Below are 17,506 nucleotides of genomic sequence, written 5' to 3' on the forward strand. Positions count from 1 at the left end.
GTCGCACGATGGACAACGCCGAGCTGACCGCGCGTCTGCTGGACGCGCACGGGCGCACCTATGCCGACGAGGCGGGAATCACCCTCAGGGACAAGCCCGCACCGCTCTACCGGCTGCTGGTGCTGGCGACGCTCTGCGCATCCCGGATCTCGTCCCGCACGGCGACGGCGGCGGCCCGCGAGCTGTTCCGGGCAGGGCTGCGGACGCCGCGGGCGATGGCCGGCTCGTCCTGGCAGGAGCGGGTCGACGCCCTCGGCCGGGCCCACTACGTGCGGTACGACGAGAGCACCTCCACTGCCCTCGGGGAGGGATCCGCCCTCGTCCTCGACCGCTGGAAGGGCGACCTCAGAAGGCTCCGCGAGGAGGCCGGGCGCGATCCTGCGTCGGTGCGCGAACTGCTCCGGGAAGTGCCGCGGATCGGGCCGGTCGGCGCCGAAATCTTCTGCCGCGAGGCGCAGGATGTATGGCCCGAACTGCGCCCCAGCCTCGACGAACGGGCCCGGCGCACCGCCGGTGACCTCGGCTTGCCGCACTCCCCCGCCGGCCTGTCCGCTCTAGTCCCTCCCGAGGAGCTGGCCCGGCTCGCCGCGGCCTTGGTGCGCGTGGGGCTGGCGAAGGACGGCGTGCGGGACCTGCTCGGAGCCTGAGACCGGGTGGCCGCGGACACCCGGGACCGGCGAACCCCATCATCGGACACGCTCCCGGCCGCCGGGAGGTGCCCCGGAGAAGGAGTGACGACCATGAGCGAGAGCGACATGGCGGACGAGGTCTACCAACCCTCCGCCGCCGGGGACCGGGACGGCACGACCTTCCCGGACCTGGAGAACGATGTGGACGAACGCGACTATGACGATCTGCTGGACGAAGGCTGGTCGCCGCCGGAGAAGCCGCTCGGGGTCACCAAGGTGGGCACCACCGCGGCCGAGCAACGGGACGGCGAGAGCCTGGACGAACGGCTGGCGCAGGAGGTACCGGACTTGGCCGCGGAGGACGGCGACGGCGTCGGCGACTTTTCGGCAGGGCAGGGTGAACCGGTCGATCCCGAGGCCGGGACGGATCGTGCGGGCCGCCTCGTCGCACCGGACGAGGGCGCCCACCCGGACAGCGAGGCGGAAATCATCGCCACCGACGTGGGCATCGACGGCGGCGCCGCCGGCGCAGAGGAGGCAGCCGTGCACGTCCTGCCCGACGACGACCCGCATGCAGGGAGCTGTCGCGGGGTGAGAAGGCGCGGCCGGCCTCGGCGGCTCGCCCGTCAGCCACTGGGCCTGTTTGAGGATGCCGGGGGATGCCAGGCGGTCGTCCAAGGCCGCCGGTGGCCGGGATGCCGGCGGCGAACACGCCCGTCCCCATGGCCTCGGCCACTCCTCGGTCCGCTGCGTGGCGCTGTGTGCCGCGAGGGCACTGGTTCATGCCGGCCGTCTGCCCGTTGCCGGTGAAACATCACCGGCTCCCGGTTTCCCGACTCCATCGGCTTCGGCGCCGACGGCCTGTAGTTGTGCGCCTTCGACCGGCTCGCTCACGCCGCCGCGCCCGCGCTGGTGCGCGTCGATCCGCACCGCACCACGGTCCCGAAGACGCGCTGCACCTGCCTTTCCTGCTCGGGACCGGCGTGGACACCTGCAGCGAACAGCAGACGATGACGGTCCCGGCACTCGCGAGGACACGGTGGCTGACCTGCCCGCCAGCCCATATGCAACGTCGGCCCCGCCGAGAGAGGCGGCGTTTGGCGGAGGGATGCACGGGCAGGCGCGGGCTTGGCGCGCCGATCTCCCGTACAGCACCGGGATGCTGTCGACGCGGACCACCGGGGCCAATCCCCGGCACCCTCTCCGAGGAGTGACGATGAAGGCATTGACCTGGCACGGCCGGCGGGACGTACGCATCGAGGACGTCCCTGATCCGGTGATCGAGCAGCCGACGGACATCGTCGTCGAAGTGACCTCGACGGGCCTGTGCGGATCGGACCTCCATCTCTACGAGGTCCTCGGCCCGTTCCTGGACGAGGGGGACGTCCTGGGCCACGAGCCCATGGGAACCGTCCGCGAGACCGGCCCCGAGGTCACCGCCCTCCGGCCCGGAGACCGGGTGGTCGTGCCGTTCAACATCTCGTGCGGCACCTGCTTCATGTGCGATAGGGGCCTCCACTCGCAGTGCGAGACAACACAGGTCCACGCCTACGGCACCGGCGCCTCACTGTTCGGCTACACGAAGCTCTACGGCCAGGTCCCCGGCGGTCAGGCCGAGCTGCTTCGCGTACCGTTCGGCAACACCCTGCCGATCAAGGTGCCCGACGGCCCGCCGGACGACAGGTTCGTGTTCCTCTCCGACGTCCTGCCCACCGCCTGGCAGGCAGTCGAGTACGCCGATATCCCGGAAGGCGGCAGTGTCGTCGTCCTCGGTCTCGGCCCGATCGGCGACATGTGCACCCGCATCGCCGCACACCGCGGCGCCGGGCAGGTGATCGGCGTCGATCTCGTTCCCGAGCGGCTGGAACGCGTCCGTGCGCGCGGCACCACAGTTCTGGACCTCGACCGGCACGGCAAGCAGCTGGCCGCCACCGTCCGGGAGATGACCGACGGCCGGGGACCCGACGCCGTCATCGACGCGGTCGGCATGGAGGCCCACGGCTCCCCCGCCGCCGCACTTGCCCAGCAGTCGACCGCCCTGCTCCCCAACGCCCTGGTGGCCCGCATCATGCAGCACGTCGGCGTCGACCGTCTGCACGCCCTCCACCTGGCCATCGACCTGGTCCGCCGCGGCGGCACCATCTCCCTGTCCGGCGTGTACGGCGGCATGACCGACCCGCTGCCGCTGCTCACCATGTTCGACAAGCAGATCCAGCTCCGGATGGGCCAGGCCAACGTGCACCGCTGGGCCGGAGACATCCTCCCGCTGCTCACCGACGAAGACCCGCTCGGCGTCGACGCCTTCGCCACCCACCACCTGCCGCTCACGGACGCACCCGACGCCTACCGGATGTTCCAGAAGAAGCAGGACGGCGCCGTCAAGATCCTCTTCCAGCCCTGACCGCGTGCCCCGCCCGCGTGACGTGGACGGGCCCGCCCGCCACCATCTCCCGGAGCTGTGACATGACCCGTCGACCGCACCGTTTCCAAGGCCGGATCGCGCTGGTCACCGGCGCCTCTCGCGGCCTCGGGCTACTGATCGCCCGCCGGCTCACGGAACGAGGGTGCCGGGTGCTGCTGTGCGCCCGCGACCCCGCAGAGCTCACGGCGGCGGAGCACCGCCTGCGCGCCACCGGCGCCGACGTCACCTCCCTGGCCTGTGACATCACCGACGACACCGCGCCGCACGACCTCCTCGACGCCGTGCACGCGCTACTGGGCCCGCTGGACATCCTGGTGAACAACGCCGGCATCATCCAGGTCGGCCCGCTGGACACTCTGCACGAGGAGGACTTCCGCCGGGCGATGGAGACCATGTTCTTCGCGCCCCTGCGACTGACCCTGGCCGCCCTGCCCGACCTGCGCGCGAGCACGGCGGGCACACTGGTGAACATCTCCTCGATCGGCGGGCGGCTCTCCCCTCCCCATCTGCTGCCCTACGCCTCGGCCAAGTTCGCCGTCGCCGGGCTTTCCCAGGGGCTGCGCGCCGAACTCGCCGACGCCGAAGTCGGCGTCACCACCGTGTTCCCCGGCCTCATGCGGACCGGGTCCCACACCGCCGCCCGCTTCCACGGCCGCCCTGGAGCCGAGTACGGCTGGTTCGCCACAGCCGCCTCGATGCCGCTGCTCTCCATGGACGCCGAGCGCGCCGCCCGGGCCATCGTGCGCGCGGCCGAACACCGCCGGCCCGAACTCGTCCTCACCACACCGGCCAAGCTCGCCGTCCGGCTGCACGGACTGGCCCCTGCCACCACCACCCGGCTGCTCGGCCTCGCCGCCAGGATCCTCCCCGATGCCGGCAGTCATCCGCACCGCGACATCCCGGGCTCCGAAGCGGCCCGCGAGTCCGGGCTCCCCGCCGCGGTCACCGTCCTGGGCGACCGCGCCGGACGCCGCTTCGGCGAGCCGCGGCCGAACCCCTGACTCCTCGGCTGTTGCCACACAGTCAGCGGGCGCGCCGTCACCGTCGCCCGGACGGGTCGCGGGACGCCCCGCCTTGCGGCCCGGCGGCCCGGCGTCCCGGCGGCCGTGTCCGCGAGCGGCGATGCCGACGGTGGCCCGTCAGTCCGGCCAGGTGCCGGTCAGCCGCCGCGTGCCGGCCGCACCGCCGCGGTTGACAGCCGCCTTCACCAACGCGAACAGCGCCCCCTGCAGTGCCGCGGCGGCGAGCACCTCCTTCCAGGTGCGGTCCTCGTCCGTGGCCTTCGGCGCGTCCCCCTCGTGTCCGAGGAGTGCCCACAGGCGTTTGAAGAGGGCGCCGGCGATCAGCCCGCCGAGGATGCCGAACAGCAGTCCCAGCGGCTTGTAGAGGATCTTCACCATCATGGTCTCCCGATGCAGTCGGCCACCGCGTCACGGCGCCTGCGGTGCGTCTGTCCACGCCCTGCACCGGCAATCCTCGGCTCCTTCGGCCCGGGCGCGCACGCGCCGCGGGCACCGGCCCGTGGTCAGCGGGCGAGGCGGAGAAGGAAGTCGCCGAATCCGCCGCGCGCCCGGGCATCGCGGCGCGCCGAGGTGGTGACGGGATGCCGGCCGGTGCGTGTGACGTGCACCCCCGCCGCCTCCAGGGCCGCCACGAGCGCCCGATCCTCACCGACCGGCAACGGAGCGAAGCCACCGACCGCTCGGTAGGTGTCGGCCCGCACCCCGAGGTTCGCACCGTGGACGTGGGGATGCGCTCCGGCGTCCTCTGCTGCCGTGTAGTGACCGTGGAAGGCGACGGCGGTGGCTGGCGGGTGGCCGGTCCAGTCGGTGACGCGGACGGTCCCCGCGACCGCGCACCAGCCGGCCGCCGCACAGGCGAGCTGGTGCGCGAGCCAGCCGGACGGCACGCGGGAGTCGGCGTCGGTGTGGGCCAGCCACACCTCATGGAGGGCCAGGCCGCGGCCGAGCGCGAGGTCGAGCGCGCGGGCGCTGCCGGCGGCCCGCGCCCTGCCGACGTTGCGCACCGCGATCTCGACCGCCGACGCGCCGTACTGCCGGGCGAGCGCTGCGGTGCCGTCCGTGCAGGCGTCGGCCACCACGATGACGTCCACCGGTATGCCCCGCACTCGCGGGTGGCGGGCAGCCCGACGCAGCGAGTCGAGACATCCGCCGAGCAGGTCCTGCTCGTCGCGGGCCGGAACGACCACGGCAACGGACCGGATCATGTCAGGCCCTCGAGCGCCGCCACGGACAGCCGGGCTGCGGGCGTGTCCGGCCGATCGGGGCGGACCAGGACGTCGAGGAGGAAGTCGGGCTCGGTGTGCGCGGCGACAGCGACCAGGGCCGGGTGGGCGCGGGCCTGCCGATGGACCTCCTCCGCGCCCCGGGCGTGGTCGGCGACTGCGTGCCGCCAGTGCACCAGGAGGAGCGTGCCGCCCGGTTCGAGCGACTGCACGGCGAGGTCCAGCAGGTCGGCACCGACCGGAGCGTTGAAGTAGTACAGCAGCTCGGAAAGCACGATCAGATCGAAGCGACCCGTGGGCCAGTCGCGCGGGAGCACCTGGTGTTCGACCCGGACGTGAGGATGCTGCGACAGCCTGCGGCGCGCACGCTCGACGGCCTTCTGTTCCCGGTCACAGGCAAGGAGTTTTCGGCAGCGGGCGGCGAGCAGGCCGGACAGGACGCCGACCGAACAGCCGGGCTCGTAGGCGCTGCGGTAGACCGGGCGCGGGAGGGCCGCGACGGTGAGCGCGTACTTGCGCTGTTCGTACCAGCGGCCGGCCAGATCCCACGGGTCGTCCCGTTCGGCGTACATGCGCGCGAAGTAGGCATCCGGCGTGCACGTGTCCGCCCCCTGCGGGCGGCACTCGCGGCGGCTGCCGGTCATTGCCAGACCACCTCGAAGTCGCGCCGGAAGTGGTCGAGTTCGGCGGGCGGCAGGATCGCCTCGTCTCCGGGATCCTCGCCCAGCGGACGGATCTGGCTGCGGAAGCACTCCAATGCCTCGTTCTTTCGCGCCACGGCGGAGGGCGGCAGCGGGATGCGGGCAGCGCGGTGCCAGGGCAGCCGGGGGTCGCCGGGCGCAGCCCAGTGCCAGGCCCAGACCGGGTACTCCCAGACCGGAACCCCGCGGGCTGTGCCGGCGGCCAGCGCGGCCCGGCCCGCGGCCTCGTGGTCCGGGTGCAGGTCGCAGTGGAAGGGGGCCACGCACAGGTCGCACGTGTCCAGGAGCTCGGTGAGGCTGTGGGTGAGATCGCGCTCGTGGTGGTCGACCCGGCCGTCGGGTAGTCCGAGGGTGACGTGCTGCGCGTCGGCGCCGAGGCGGCCGAGGGCGTGGTGGAGCTCGCGGGTCCGTACGGCCGCCAGGTGGCGGGCCGTGGCGGTGGCGCTGCGGGGGTGTGAGGCCTCTCCGTCGGTGACGGAGACCAGTCGCAGGCGGATGCGGGCCGCGGCGAGGACGGCGAGGGTCCCGCCGAAGCCGAGGACCTCGTCGTCCGGGTGGGCGGCCACGACCAGCACGCGCGGGTCCCTGCCGCGGCCGGCGGGCTTGGGGCTCGCGGGCCCGTGGAGAGGGGCCGTCCGGGCGAGGGCTTCGAGCGGGTCGGCGACGGGAAGGTGGGCCAGGCCAGGCCAGGCGCGCCACGCGCTCTCCGGCGTGCCTGGGGCCTGAATGGGGTCGGCCGGTGGGGCGGGATACGGTTGCGGCGCGGGTGGGCGAGGGATCGGGTGGCTGGTCACGTGTCCCCCCAGCCGGACCGGGACTCGCTGGCCGCCCGCCCGAGCGCGGCGAGGTCGCGTTCTGCGTGGTGCTGCCTCAGGTACACGGTCAGGTCCGCGACGGCCCGTGCATGGACGGCGTCGTGGCCGAGCGGGGTGGCGCCGAGTGCGCGGCCCACCCGGCGCAGGACGTCGTCGGCGGCGTCCTCGACGGCGGCGCGCACCCGCATTGTGCGGAGGGCGGCTTTGCCCTCCCGGTCGTGCGGGTCGGCGTCGACGGCAGTGGCCGCGCCGTCCAGCAGGACGTCGACCGTGGACAGACGGGCGTCGACGGCGCCGAGGTGGGCGAGGGCGTGCGGGCCCAGGTCCCAGGTCCGCGATGCGGTCAGCAGGGTGCGGGCGACCGCGGCGGCGCCGCCCTGCCAGCATGCGGCGACGCCGATCCCGCCGTGGTGGAATCCGGGGCGCTGAAGGTAGGCGCCCGGTTCACCGACGGGGGTGGCCCGGACGGCGTCGAAGCCGACGTCCAGCGTGTCGCTGCCGGCCATGCCGGGCCCGGGCCAGCTGTCCGGCACGGGCCCAATGCCGGGCTGGTCCGTGCGCACGGCGAACAGCCGGCGGGACTCCCCTCACGCGCCGAGACAAGAGCGTGCGTGCACACCCTGGCGCCCGAACAGAACGGCTTCACCCCCGACAGGCGCCAGCCGCCGGGCACCCTGCGGGCCGCCAGGGAGTAGCCCGGCGGCTCGGCCGCCCACACCCCCACCGGACGTCGGGTCCGGTCACCGGGATGTCGTCGCCGTGCTGGGCGTCGAGATCGGCCAGAATCGCGATCGCATCCGCATGTCCTTCGGCGAGCCGGGCCAGCGACAGGTCCCAGCGGGCCCACTGGCCGAGGGCTTCCCATCGGGTGCGGGTCCTGCCCCGGCCGGGCAGCGGCAGATCAAGATGCCCACAGGCGGCCAGACGGGTGAACGCCTGCGCAATGCACCGCCGATGCTGCTCAGGGTCGGTGCCCCGACCGGGGCCCGCACCTGCGGCGAGGACCACGCCCGGTGCCGGGGAGTCGTCCCCCGTCACGGGCCCCATCCCGGGCCCCGGACCGTGTCGCGAAGGAGCGCCCGCGACTCGGACGGTTGGAGCAGCGGCCCAACAGGCATGGCCTTCTCCTCGGTGTCTAGGCGGCCACCGGGCGGCACGGCGCAGCGGCCCGGACTCCCGTTCGACACTGCACCTTGCACGGCCCGACCGCACGCCCGGCACCACCGTGCCGTCGCTGGGGCTGGCCCGCGCCCGGTCGCCGGGACGCGGTGCGGGGGTGGCTCTATGGGGGTTCGTCAAGGAAATCGGGCTGCGCGCGGGCGTGCGGGCCAGGCAGCATGGCGGTATGCCGGATCTGCTGTGGGACGACGTCAAGGACTTCTTCGACCCTGACCTGATGGGCGCTCTGCCGGACGTCTGTGTGGGACGAGGGCCGCGGACACCACCACCGCCACACCTACCGCCTGGCACACCGGAGCGAAACGGCGTCCGCCCACCCCCACCCGCCGGATTCGAGCCTCGACAGCTCCGACTGGCTGCCAGGAGCCGGCTCTCCGCGGGATGCAGCGAGCACCGGCCCGGTGTGGCCCGCTAGCGTTCACAACCATGAGCATGTTCACCGCGGTCGAGAAGACGGCCCAAGAGGCCGAGCGTCAGCTCGCACGGGGCGAATGGCAGCCGATCCCCGGCGACGTGGACCTGGCCAGGCAGACCGCCGCAGCGCTCGAGCAGGCCGTCGGCCCGGCCGAGAAACGGGACGCCATGTTACGGATCGAGCGACTGGAATCCCTGCGCGAGGCCCTCGCGGCCATGGCTCTCACCGTGGCCCGCACCCACGGCCAGCTCGCCTGGTTCCTCGCCCAGTGCACCAGCGACCTGACCCCGGTCCTGCACTGGCGCGCCCTGCCCGCCCCGCAGGGCCAGGCCTTCGGCACCGTGCTCCCCACGCCTGACGACATGACCGACGCCGAACACGCCGTACGGCGCCTGAACGGCATGTTGGCCCGCATCGCCACCACCCCGGACCACAAGCCCTGAAACCCGACCGGAATCCGCCGCACCGGGATACGCCCCAACCCCAACCGGCGCGGCTCCGCCCACGGCGTCACTCAGGCCCGCGGCGACTCCCACCACCAGCCCTGACCCCCGCCCCTTCGGCCCCGCCGCTGCCGCATCAGCCACGGCGGGGCCGAAGTGCGCCGGCCTACCCCAGGGAACCGCCTACCCGAGGCCCGGCGCCCCGGGTCGGCTGCCTGCACACTCGGCAGTCCGCGTCCATCCGTGTGACACCCCGGATGCCTTCGGCGCTGTATCTGCAGAGCGTCGACGAGGACTGGGATCGGCGCCCCTCACAACGGCGGACTTGAGGACGGTGCCCGGTGTCGGACACGGCCGACGACGGCAAACCCGCGCAGGTCGTAGTCGACCTCCTGGAAGTAGTCGCTGCCCAGCTCGGCGAGGGGTACCTGGCCAGCGATGGCCAGCACGGGGGTGCGGCTCTTGGCGGCGTCGTAGAGGCCGTTGAGCAGGTGCACGGAGCCGGGGCCGACCGTCCCCATGCACACGCCCAGGGTCCCGGACAGCTGGGACTGCGCGCCGGCGGCGAACGCGACGGCCTCCTCGTGGCGGCAGGCGACCCACGAGAGGCCGTCAGTGGTGCAGATGGCGTCGGTCAGCGGGTTCAGGGCGTCACCGACGACACCCCGAAAACATGGCGCACACCCAGTTCCTGCAGGGCATCGACGATCACTCGGGCGACGGTACGGGCCACGCGAGTCCTTCCAAAGGGGTCAGAGGGTGAAGCGGTCGGGGTGTGCGGCCTGCCAGTCCTGCGCCCACGCATCGGGGGCGTCGTCGAGGAGCTGTCCCGGCGCCAGCGGAGGGTGGAGCTCGGCGTAGGAGCGGATCGTCTGGGTGTCGAGCCTGCGCCGGAGCATATGAGGGTCCAGCTGTGACGGGTCGTCGACGCCCATCGCCGCCATGATCTGCAGGGCGCTCTTGACGGTCGCTTCCTGGAAGAGCTGCACCCGCCGCGACTTGTCCCCCACGTGCAGGGCACGGGCGCGGCGCGGGTCCTGGGTGGTCACGCCGACCGGGCAGGTGTTGGTGTGGCAGCGTTGTGCCTGGATGCAGCCGATGGCGAACATCATGGCCCGCGCGGCGTTGGTGTAGTCGGCGCCCTGGATGAGGCGCTTCACCAGATCGCTCCCCGTCGCGATCTTGCCGCTCGCGCCGATGCGGATCCGGTCGCGCAGGCCGGTGCCGAGCAGTGCGTTGTGCACGGTCATCAGGCCCTCGGTCAGGGGCATCCCCATGTGGTCGGCGAACTCCAGCGGAGCGGCGCCGGTGCCGCCCTCGGCGCCGTCGACGATGATGAAGTCCGGCGTCACGCCCTCGGCGAGCACGGCTTTGCAGACCGCGAGGAACTGACGGCGCGAGCCGACGCAGAGCTTGAACCCGGTCGGTTTGCCGCCCGCCAGCTCGCGCATGCGGGCCACGAAACGGACCAGTTCACGCGGGGTGGAGAAGACCTGGTGGTAGGGCGGTGAGATGACGGTGCGGCCCTGCGGTACACCGCGCACCTTTGCGATCTCGGCATTGACCTTGGCGCCGGGCAGGACACCGCCGATGCCGGGCTTGGCACCCTGGCTCAGTTTCAGGGAGACGCACTTGACCTGCGGGTGCGCGGCCTTCGCGGCGAACTGGTCCGGGTCGAAGCCGCCGCCGTGGGTCCGGCAGCCGAAGTACCCGGTGCCGATCTCCCACACCAGGTCGCCGCCGGGCCGCAGGTGGTACTCGGACAGGCCGCCCTCCCCGGTGTCGTGGGCGAACCCTCCCCGGGCCGCTCCGGCGTTCAGCGCCAGCACGGCGTTGGCCGACAGCGAGCCGAAACTCATCGCGGACACGTTCAGCAGCGCCATGTCGTAGGGCTGAGCGCAATCCGGGCCGCCGATCCGCACCCTGGGGACATCGGTGCGCACCGCGACCGGTGCCATCGACGGCACCAGGAACTCGCGTCCGCTCTCGTACAGGTCCAGCTCGGTCCCGAACGGCTCCTCGGCGTCGGTGCCCTTCGCCCGCTCGTAGACGATGCTGCGGGTGTCGCGGTCGAAGGGACGGCCGTCGACGTTGCGCTCGATGAAGTACTGCTGGAGCTCGGGCCTGATGCTCTCGAGAGCGAAGCGCAGGTGGCCGAGGACCGGGTAGCTGCGCAACACGGCATGCCGGGTCTGCAGCAGGTCCGCCACCGCAAGCACCGCCAGGGCCAGTAGCGGACCGGCGGCGCACCACCACCACGGCGACAGCAGCAAACCCGCGACGGCGGCCGCCGTCGCCGCGCAGACCAGCCAGGCAACCCACAGGATTCTCAGCACCTTCACCGTCTAACCCCGATCCTCCCGGGCAACCCACGGCGCGGGCGTCGGCGCTGCCCGTAGGCGCGGCGGGCGGTGGCCGCCGGGACGGCGGCCCGGACCCCTGGAGGGGCCCGGGCCGGGCTCACCGTTCATCGCTGCACGTTCTCCCCGCGCCACAGCGCCGGGCGCAACGGCGGCCGGCCGCAGCCGGTACCGGCCGGCGGAGTCCCGGAGGTGGGCACCCGGGCGGGATTCCCGCTCGCACGATCAACCGCTGCAGGCAGCGCCGGCGACGCATCGAGGGGCTTCCAAGGTCGACGCGGTAGGCCGTCCGCACCTCTCACCACCTGATTGCGCCCGGGGCGGGTGTTCCCGTGGGCTGCCGGAACCAGTCGAGACTGCAGTGCGGGATCCCGGTAGGCGGCTTTCGTGCGCGCGCCCCTCGGGCGGTGGGGCTGCGTCACTGCGTGACATGTGAGAGCCAGGTGATACGGGCGAGCAGCGTGGCGGCCACCGCCAGGGCGGCTGCCGTCCCTGCTTCCAGGATCGCGAGCCGGCTCGCGCTGCCGGCGACGACGGCGAGGGCCGGAGGTGTGAGGCAGGCGTGCACCGCGAGGAGCAGGACGAGCGACCGGGAGCGCCACCACCAGCGTGGTCCGACCCGGTGGCGGGCGAGCCGTCGGGTCAGCCGCCGGTCGTGGGCGAGGCAGACCTCGATCTCATCGAGTAGGTGCAGTTCACGCAGCGTCAACACGACCGGTCGCATTCCGGGGCAGGATCCACACGTGGTCGACCGGCCTGTACCCGCGATCTCCCGGCGCAGGCGCCGGTGCCCGCCTGCGGGCCGCCGTGCTGGGCGGCGGGCGGCTGCTGGCCCGCCGTTCCATGAAGCCCCGGGTCGTCGTCCGGGATCGTGCCTGCAACGAGAAATGCGCAGAGTTCCCCGCGGATACGGGCTGCGCTGTCGGGCCGGCCGGGAGCGGTGGCGTCGCACACGATGACCCCGGTAGCGGCACAAATGGGTGTGAGAAGGCGCGGGTGCCGGACATCGGCCTGGAGCACCGGCATCGGCCACGGTGACCTGGCGCGCAATACCCCGACCAGGCCATGACCGTCGACCCCTGCAACCTGCAGTGCCGCGGCCACGGCAAGTCCGCCACCGCGAGCGGTCCCTACGACCAACTGCGCCGGCAGCCCGGTGTCCTGACACGGCGGCGCCGAGCCGCCCGATCCCCGGTCGGCGCGCCGGGACGGTGGAACAGCGTGCCGCAGCGCCGGCGTCCGGCCCGATCGGCATCGGGGCGGCCACCGGCGCTGCTTTGGCCCCGGCGGGGTCAGTCCTCCGAGCCGCGGTGGCCGCGGCCCAGGGCGCGCAGGTCGAATGACCAGATGCCGCGCCCGTGCGTCGCGGCGTAGAGCCGGCCGTCGGGGCCGGTCCTCAGCTGCATTACCGTTGTGGTCGGCAGGTCCCGGCCGAGAACCTTCCAGTCCCTGGCTCCCGCCGCGCGGTGGAATGCGGCCAGGTCGGTTCCCAGGACGATGCCGCCGTCGGGCAGGAGGCGCAGCGAGTCCGCCGGGACGTCCGGCAGGTTGGCGGAGATGTCCGTCCAGGTGGTGCCGCCATCACGGCTCTCGAAGACGTGGCCGACACCGGCTCCGGGGCCCTCCGTCCAGGCCCGGGAGAAGCCGCTGAAGGCGACGAACACGTGCTTGTGGTCGGCCCGGTCGACGGCCAGCGACGAGACGTACCGGTTGGGCAGGGCGCCGTCGACGGGCAGGGCGAGCTGGTGCCAGCCGGTCCCGTCGGCGTTGCCGGTCGCTATGCCGCGGGTGAAGCCCTGGTTGTTGCAGGGGCCGCACCAGCCGGCGTAGACGGTGCCGCCGGAGGAGGCGACCGCGGTGGCGACGTGGCCTGCGCCCAGGTCGTAGGCGGCCTTCCACTCGTCGCCGCTGCGGATGGCGAAGCCCTTGTCCTGGACCCAGACGTGTCGGCCGCCGGCGATCCAGGTATCGGTGTTCCGGTCGTCGGTGGTGATCGGCGCGACGAAGCGGGCGCCGGCGCCGCCGAGCGCACTGTCCGGCGGGGCGACGGAGTAGCTGGTGGCCCTGGTCGGGTCGGTCGTCCAGGAGCCGTCGTTGGTGGCGCAGTTCTGGGTGACGGCGACGGCGAGGTAGACGTACTCCTCGGCGATGTTGCAGCCGTTGGCCGGGTCGACGATGGTGTCGGTGCCGTCGCCGCCGAAGTCGGAACCCATCACGTTGTCACGGGCGCGCAGGACGGACTCGCCGTTGTCCTGGAGGCCGCCGCTGACGACGACGCCGTGCCCGGCCGGATCGGCACCGACGCCGACCGAGTAGAACTGGAGCGTGTCGATCGTTCCGTCGTTGAGGGACCTCCAGTCCTTGGCGTGGCCTCCGGCGTCCAGCGCCCCGTCGAGGGCGGCTGTAGATGCCGCCATCGTTGCCCACGTACACGCTGGTCCTGCCGTGGTAGCTGCCGACGGCCACGGCGTGCTGGTCGGAGTGCGTGGTGGGCGAGCAGTCGCCGGTCTGCTTGGCCGGGTCGATCGACCAGCACGGGAAGCCGAAGTTCCAGTACGGGCCGGGCGTCGTCCAGGCGGCGCCGCCGTCCGTGGTCTCGAAGACCTCCTCCAGGCCCAGGTAGACGTGGTCGGCGTCGGCCGGGTCGACCTGGAGGAACTGGTTGTACCAGGACTGGATGCCCGGTTGGTAGCCGCTGTCCTGCAGCGCGGAGCCGGACCCCTTGAGCTTGTCCTTGTCGGCGATCAAGGTCCACGGGCCGAACGGCGAGCCGGACTTCGAGACGTAGACGCCCTGGAGGCCGCTGTCCGGGTCGGTGGCCAGCCTGGTCGGCGACTGGTCGACGGCGTAGTAGCGGGAGCCGTCCCGGGAGGGGGCGAAGGTGACGTTACCGACGTCCCCGGCGCCGGTGGGCAGGTCGCCGAGCGAGGTGACCCGCTGCCAGGTGCCGTCGGCGGCCTTGGCGTAGAAGCCGTTGTAGGTGTCGCCGCTGCGCCAGCCGACCGCCAGCAGGACCTTGGCCGGATCCCTGGGGTCGACGGCGACGTCGTTGGCGATGTTCTTGTACGGGGCGCTCGGGTCCTTCGCGTCGGCGCCACCGGGCAGATAGCTCGGGTTCGGGGCGAACTCGAGTGTCCACGGGCCGGAGAGGTCGGTGGTGGAGTGGCTCCACACGCCGCGGCTGGTGGCGGCCCACACCTTGGAGCCGGCGAAGCGGAGGGCGTGGATGGTGGTGGACTCCAACTCGGCGCCGCCCACCCGGTCGCCGGGCTGGAACTGGCCGTGCTTCGGGTCTGCGAGGAGGTACACGCCGGTGCCCACGTAGGAGGTGGCGCCGGTGTTCGACTCGCCGGTGGCGTACCAGAGACGCCCAGAGCCGTCGAGGTTCAGGGCGCCGGTGGAGAGCGAGGGCAGCCGGTCGGAGATGGCCTGCCACCGGCCGCCGCCGGTGCGGGAGCGGAAGACGCCGCCGTTGGCGCCGCCCGCGTAGACGTAGCCGTCGTCATCGGCGGCGATACCGGTGATCCGGCCGGTGACGCGGCCGGACCCGCCGCTGGAGTTGGAGTCGACGTCGCGGTAGCGCGGGTCGTCCGAGTCGTAGGGCTTGCCGGTGACGTGGTCCCAGGAGCCGGAGGTGTGGGCAATCGACTGCAGCTGGGCCCAGGCCGCGCCGTACGCGCCGGGGGCGACGATACCGGGGGCGGTGCGGGCCTCGGTGAATTGCTCGGTCGCCTCCGCGGAGTTCTCCGCCTCGTCGCCCTCGTCCTCACCGCCGCCGTCGGCCTTGGCGGCGGACAGCGGGGCGAGGGTGCCCGCCCGGGTGCGCTGGGCGTGCTGCCGACCCGCGTCGGCCAGGTGCCGGGCCTGCCAGGGCCTCGGCCCGGGTGCGGGAGCGGCGAGGGCCTGACTGGTGGTCAGGCCGAGTGCGGTCAGCGTGACGGCACACAGGAACAGCTGGCGTCGTTGCCTGTTGGGCACGGTGCGTTTCCTCCCGGGTGTGGCCGGGCGTCGGTCGGACGCCTCGGCGAGGGGCCAGTCGAAGCCTCCCGGGTCGCAGCGCGCGGCGGGAAGGGCGGCGCGCGTAACGAATCGTCAAAACTCTAAACAGTGAATGGACCGGCGGACAGAGAGAACGCCGCGGCGGGCCGCCCGGGCGGGCGCAGGCTCCGCTCCCCCGGTCCGGCGCGCCGGTCCGTCGGCGGTGGCGGTGCGGCGGCCGGGGGTGCGCCGGCGAGGCGGGCGGTGCGCCCGGCTACGGGGCCGGGTGTGAAGGTGGGGTGAGCGAACCGCGCCGCGGGTCGATGGGGTTCTCCGGGTCGCCGGTCGGCGTGGCCGTGGCACGGGGCCCGGCGGGGTGGGACGGGGACCCCGTCGGCGTCACCGCCGCTCCCCGCGACGGCGTAACGGCGGGAGCCGTCGCCGCCGACGACGCCCGCGGCGTGGCCGAGGCGGGATGCGCGCCCGCGGGCCCGGCGGGGTGCGAGGGCGTCACCGCGCTCCCGGTCGGCAACGCCGGCCCGGCCGGTCGGGCTCCGGGACCGCAGCCGGCCGCCGTACCGCCGACTGCGGTGAGCAGCGCGGCCAGTGCGAGCACCGCGTTCCTTCCGGGCATCCTGGGTCTCCCGACGTCGGGGTCGTGGTACATCTTGGACGCTGCGCGTCGGGCGGAGGTTCCCGGCTGCGACGCCGCGTCAGGGCGCCGCGTCCGCCGTCCGCCCGCTGCCGGGGGCGGACGGTGGGCCGACCCCGACCGCGCGGCTACTGACTTCGGCGCTTCGAGGTGATTGGCTTGTTCGGGTAGCTGACTGCCGGTCATCTGCGCGCTATGCCGTTGGTATGCGTTATGCGGATGGGGGCGGGCTGACGGCGAAGGGTCGTCGGCGCCGCGAGGCGGTGCGGCTGGAGGCCGCCGGGTTGTTCGCCGAAGGGGTCAGGCCACCGGAGGTCGCTCGCAGGCTGCGGGTGAGTCAGAAGTCGGCCTACCAGTGGCAGCAGGCCTGGCGGGAGGGCGGGGCGGAGGTCCTGGCTCGGAAGGGCCGGGCGGGCAGCGGTGCAAGCTGTCGGTGCGGTGCCAGGAGAAGCTGGCCGCCTACCTCGAGCAGGGGCCGGCTGCCCACGGCTGGGACCGGGACCAGATCTGGACCGGGGCGCGGGTGGCGACGTGATCGGCCGGAGGTTCCACGTCACGTACAGCGTCTCGGGCGCCACCCGCCTGATGCGCCGGCTCGGCTTCACCCCGCAGGTCCCGACGCGGCGGGCCGCCGAGCGCGACGAGCGGGCCGTGACGGCGTGGCAGGAGGTGACCTGGACGGAGGTCAAAGCACCCGGGCGGCCTGCGACGGATGGATCTGCTTCGAGGACGAAGCCGGGTTCACCCGCAGACCGCCCAAGGGACGCACGTGGGGACGGCGCGGTATCACCCCGGTCGTGAGGGTTTCCGGACGGGGCTCCGGACGGGTCTCGGTCGCCGAGCTGCTCGCGATGCGCCCGGGATCGCGGACCCGACTGTGCCACCGGCTGCGACGCCACACCGGCCGCAAGGGCGAACGCCGCAGCCTGTCCGAACGCGACTACATCAGCCTGATCGACGGTCTGCACCAGTTGGTCAGAGCACCGATCGTGCTGGTGTGGCACCGGCTGAACACCCACGTCTCACACGCCATGCGCGACCTGATCGGCGCGCGGGAGTGGCTGACCGTGTTCATCCTGCCCGCATACGCACCCGAGCTGAACGCCGTCGAGTTCCTGTGGGCTCACGTCAAGCGCAGCCTCGCGAACCTCGCCGGTGTCGCCATCGACCGGCTCGAGACCCTCGTACCCAACCGCCTCAAGCGACTGCAGTACCGTCCCGACGTCCTCAACGGCTTCCTCGGGTAGTGGCCGCGGTCGTGGGCGAGTGCCGGGGTGCAGCGGCAACGGCGCTGGGGACCGTCGACGGCGCACAGAGTGGTCAGGGCCGGCAGGTTGAGCCACCGGTCGTGCAGTGGTGCGCGGGTGCGGGCGAAAGTAGGCGAGTCCCCGGGCTCGGTTCCGGGAAGGTGGGCGGCAGCATCTGCGAGACGGTGGGGTTTTCCCCGCAGAGCACGCCATCAATGATCGGCCGGACAGCTCCTGGTCGGAGTGAACCGCAGAGTCGGCCTGCTGACACCGCAGAGCTGATCACCAAACGCCTCGGGACTCGGCTGGTCCCTCCGGTATCCCATGACCCGCCGCGCCGCCACCGCTCACCTGGATTCAGGGGCGCCACGGTGTAGAAGTGAACGCGACCTGTTCCGCGCTGACGCCCGACTGGAGTTC

13 protein-coding genes and 4 pseudogenes are annotated in these 17,506 nt (G+C 73.1%); 8 read left to right on the plus strand and 9 right to left on the minus strand.

What is annotated here, in order from left to right; genetic code table 11:
• The first annotated feature begins 8 nt into the window (after positions 1-8).
• The 4 genes and pseudogenes from ABEB13_RS01870 to ABEB13_RS01885 all read left to right on the plus strand — a co-directional run bounded on the left by ABEB13_RS01870 (position 9) and on the right by ABEB13_RS01885 (position 4,052).
• Positions 9-647 carry an endonuclease gene (locus ABEB13_RS01870; RefSeq protein WP_345703958.1) on the plus strand — a complete coding sequence of 213 codons (639 nt, stop codon included), beginning with the start codon at positions 9-11 and terminating at the stop codon, positions 645-647.
• Between the two features lie 93 nt (positions 648-740).
• Positions 741-1,193 (plus strand): annotated as a pseudogene (locus ABEB13_RS01875) (DUF5709 domain-containing protein); the annotation flags it as partial.
• A gap of 652 nt (positions 1,194-1,845) precedes the next feature.
• Positions 1,846-3,030: a zinc-dependent alcohol dehydrogenase gene (locus ABEB13_RS01880; RefSeq protein WP_345703959.1), complete on the plus strand. Its 1,185-nt coding sequence runs from the start codon at positions 1,846-1,848 to the stop codon at positions 3,028-3,030.
• Between the two features lie 62 nt (positions 3,031-3,092).
• Positions 3,093-4,052, plus strand: a complete 960-nt coding sequence (locus ABEB13_RS01885; protein WP_345703960.1) for an SDR family NAD(P)-dependent oxidoreductase — start codon at positions 3,093-3,095, stop codon at positions 4,050-4,052.
• Positions 4,053-4,190: 138 nt separating this feature from the next.
• Here the strand turns inward: ABEB13_RS01885 and ABEB13_RS01890 are convergent, their stop codons facing one another.
• From ABEB13_RS01890 to ABEB13_RS01910, 5 genes are all read right to left on the minus strand, one after another.
• Positions 4,191-4,451, minus strand: a complete 261-nt coding sequence (locus ABEB13_RS01890) for a DUF4235 domain-containing protein (RefSeq protein ID WP_345709504.1) — start codon at positions 4,449-4,451, stop codon at positions 4,191-4,193.
• 125 nt (positions 4,452-4,576) lie between these two features.
• A complete protein-coding gene (locus ABEB13_RS01895; RefSeq protein WP_345703961.1) occupies positions 4,577-5,278 on the minus strand; it encodes a glycosyltransferase family 2 protein in 702 nt (233 codons plus the stop codon).
• Positions 5,275-5,940 (minus strand): class I SAM-dependent DNA methyltransferase, encoded by a 666-nt coding sequence (locus ABEB13_RS01900; protein WP_345703962.1) that lies wholly within the window; start codon positions 5,938-5,940, stop codon positions 5,275-5,277. The genes ABEB13_RS01895 and ABEB13_RS01900 overlap by 4 nt, the downstream gene beginning before the upstream one ends.
• Positions 5,937-6,572 carry a PIG-L deacetylase family protein gene (locus ABEB13_RS01905; RefSeq protein ID WP_345703963.1) on the minus strand — a complete coding sequence of 212 codons (636 nt, stop codon included), beginning with the start codon at positions 6,570-6,572 and terminating at the stop codon, positions 5,937-5,939. Before ABEB13_RS01905 ends, ABEB13_RS01900 begins: the two co-directional genes overlap by 4 nt.
• A gap of 215 nt (positions 6,573-6,787) precedes the next feature.
• Positions 6,788-7,345 carry a hypothetical protein gene (locus ABEB13_RS01910; protein ID WP_345703964.1) on the minus strand — a complete coding sequence of 186 codons (558 nt, stop codon included), beginning with the start codon at positions 7,343-7,345 and terminating at the stop codon, positions 6,788-6,790.
• A gap of 1,072 nt (positions 7,346-8,417) precedes the next feature.
• Between ABEB13_RS01910 and ABEB13_RS01915 the strand changes: the two genes are divergently transcribed.
• The gene (locus ABEB13_RS01915; protein ID WP_345703965.1) at positions 8,418-8,849 is read left to right on the plus strand and encodes a hypothetical protein; all 432 of its coding nucleotides are present in this window, start codon (positions 8,418-8,420) and stop codon (positions 8,847-8,849) included.
• Between the two features lie 374 nt (positions 8,850-9,223).
• Here the strand turns inward: ABEB13_RS01915 and ABEB13_RS01920 are convergent.
• The 4 genes and pseudogenes from ABEB13_RS01920 to ABEB13_RS01935 form a co-directional block, all read right to left on the minus strand.
• A pseudogene (locus tag ABEB13_RS01920) lies at positions 9,224-9,582 on the minus strand (thiamine pyrophosphate-binding protein); the annotation flags it as partial.
• Between the two features lie 19 nt (positions 9,583-9,601).
• Positions 9,602-11,185, minus strand: a complete 1,584-nt coding sequence (locus ABEB13_RS01925) for an FMN-binding glutamate synthase family protein (protein ID WP_345709505.1) — start codon at positions 11,183-11,185, stop codon at positions 9,602-9,604.
• Positions 11,186-11,627: 442 nt separating this feature from the next.
• Entirely contained in the window at positions 11,628-11,933 is a 306-nt protein-coding gene (locus ABEB13_RS01930; protein WP_345703966.1) for a hypothetical protein, read from the minus strand.
• 1,496 nt (positions 11,934-13,429) lie between these two features.
• Positions 13,430-15,187, minus strand: a complete 1,758-nt coding sequence (locus ABEB13_RS01935; protein WP_345703967.1) for a hypothetical protein — start codon at positions 15,185-15,187, stop codon at positions 13,430-13,432.
• An 858-nt stretch (positions 15,188-16,045) separates the two neighbouring features.
• Between ABEB13_RS01935 and ABEB13_RS01940 the strand changes: the two are divergent.
• From ABEB13_RS01940 to ABEB13_RS01950, 3 genes and pseudogenes are all read left to right on the plus strand, one after another.
• Positions 16,046-16,243 (plus strand): annotated as a pseudogene (locus tag ABEB13_RS01940) (helix-turn-helix domain-containing protein); the annotation flags it as partial.
• Between the two features lie 181 nt (positions 16,244-16,424).
• Positions 16,425-16,640 carry a winged helix-turn-helix domain-containing protein gene (locus tag ABEB13_RS01945; protein WP_345709506.1) on the plus strand — a complete coding sequence of 72 codons (216 nt, stop codon included), beginning with the start codon at positions 16,425-16,427 and terminating at the stop codon, positions 16,638-16,640.
• Positions 16,571-17,086: pseudogene (locus tag ABEB13_RS01950) on the plus strand (transposase); the annotation flags it as partial. The gene ABEB13_RS01945 and the pseudogene ABEB13_RS01950, both read left to right, overlap by 70 nt.
• Between the last annotated feature and the right edge of the window lie 420 nt (positions 17,087-17,506).

Source organism: Kitasatospora paranensis (genome assembly GCF_039544005.1).
Taxonomy (GTDB): Bacteria; Actinomycetota; Actinomycetes; order Streptomycetales; family Streptomycetaceae; genus Kitasatospora; species Kitasatospora paranensis.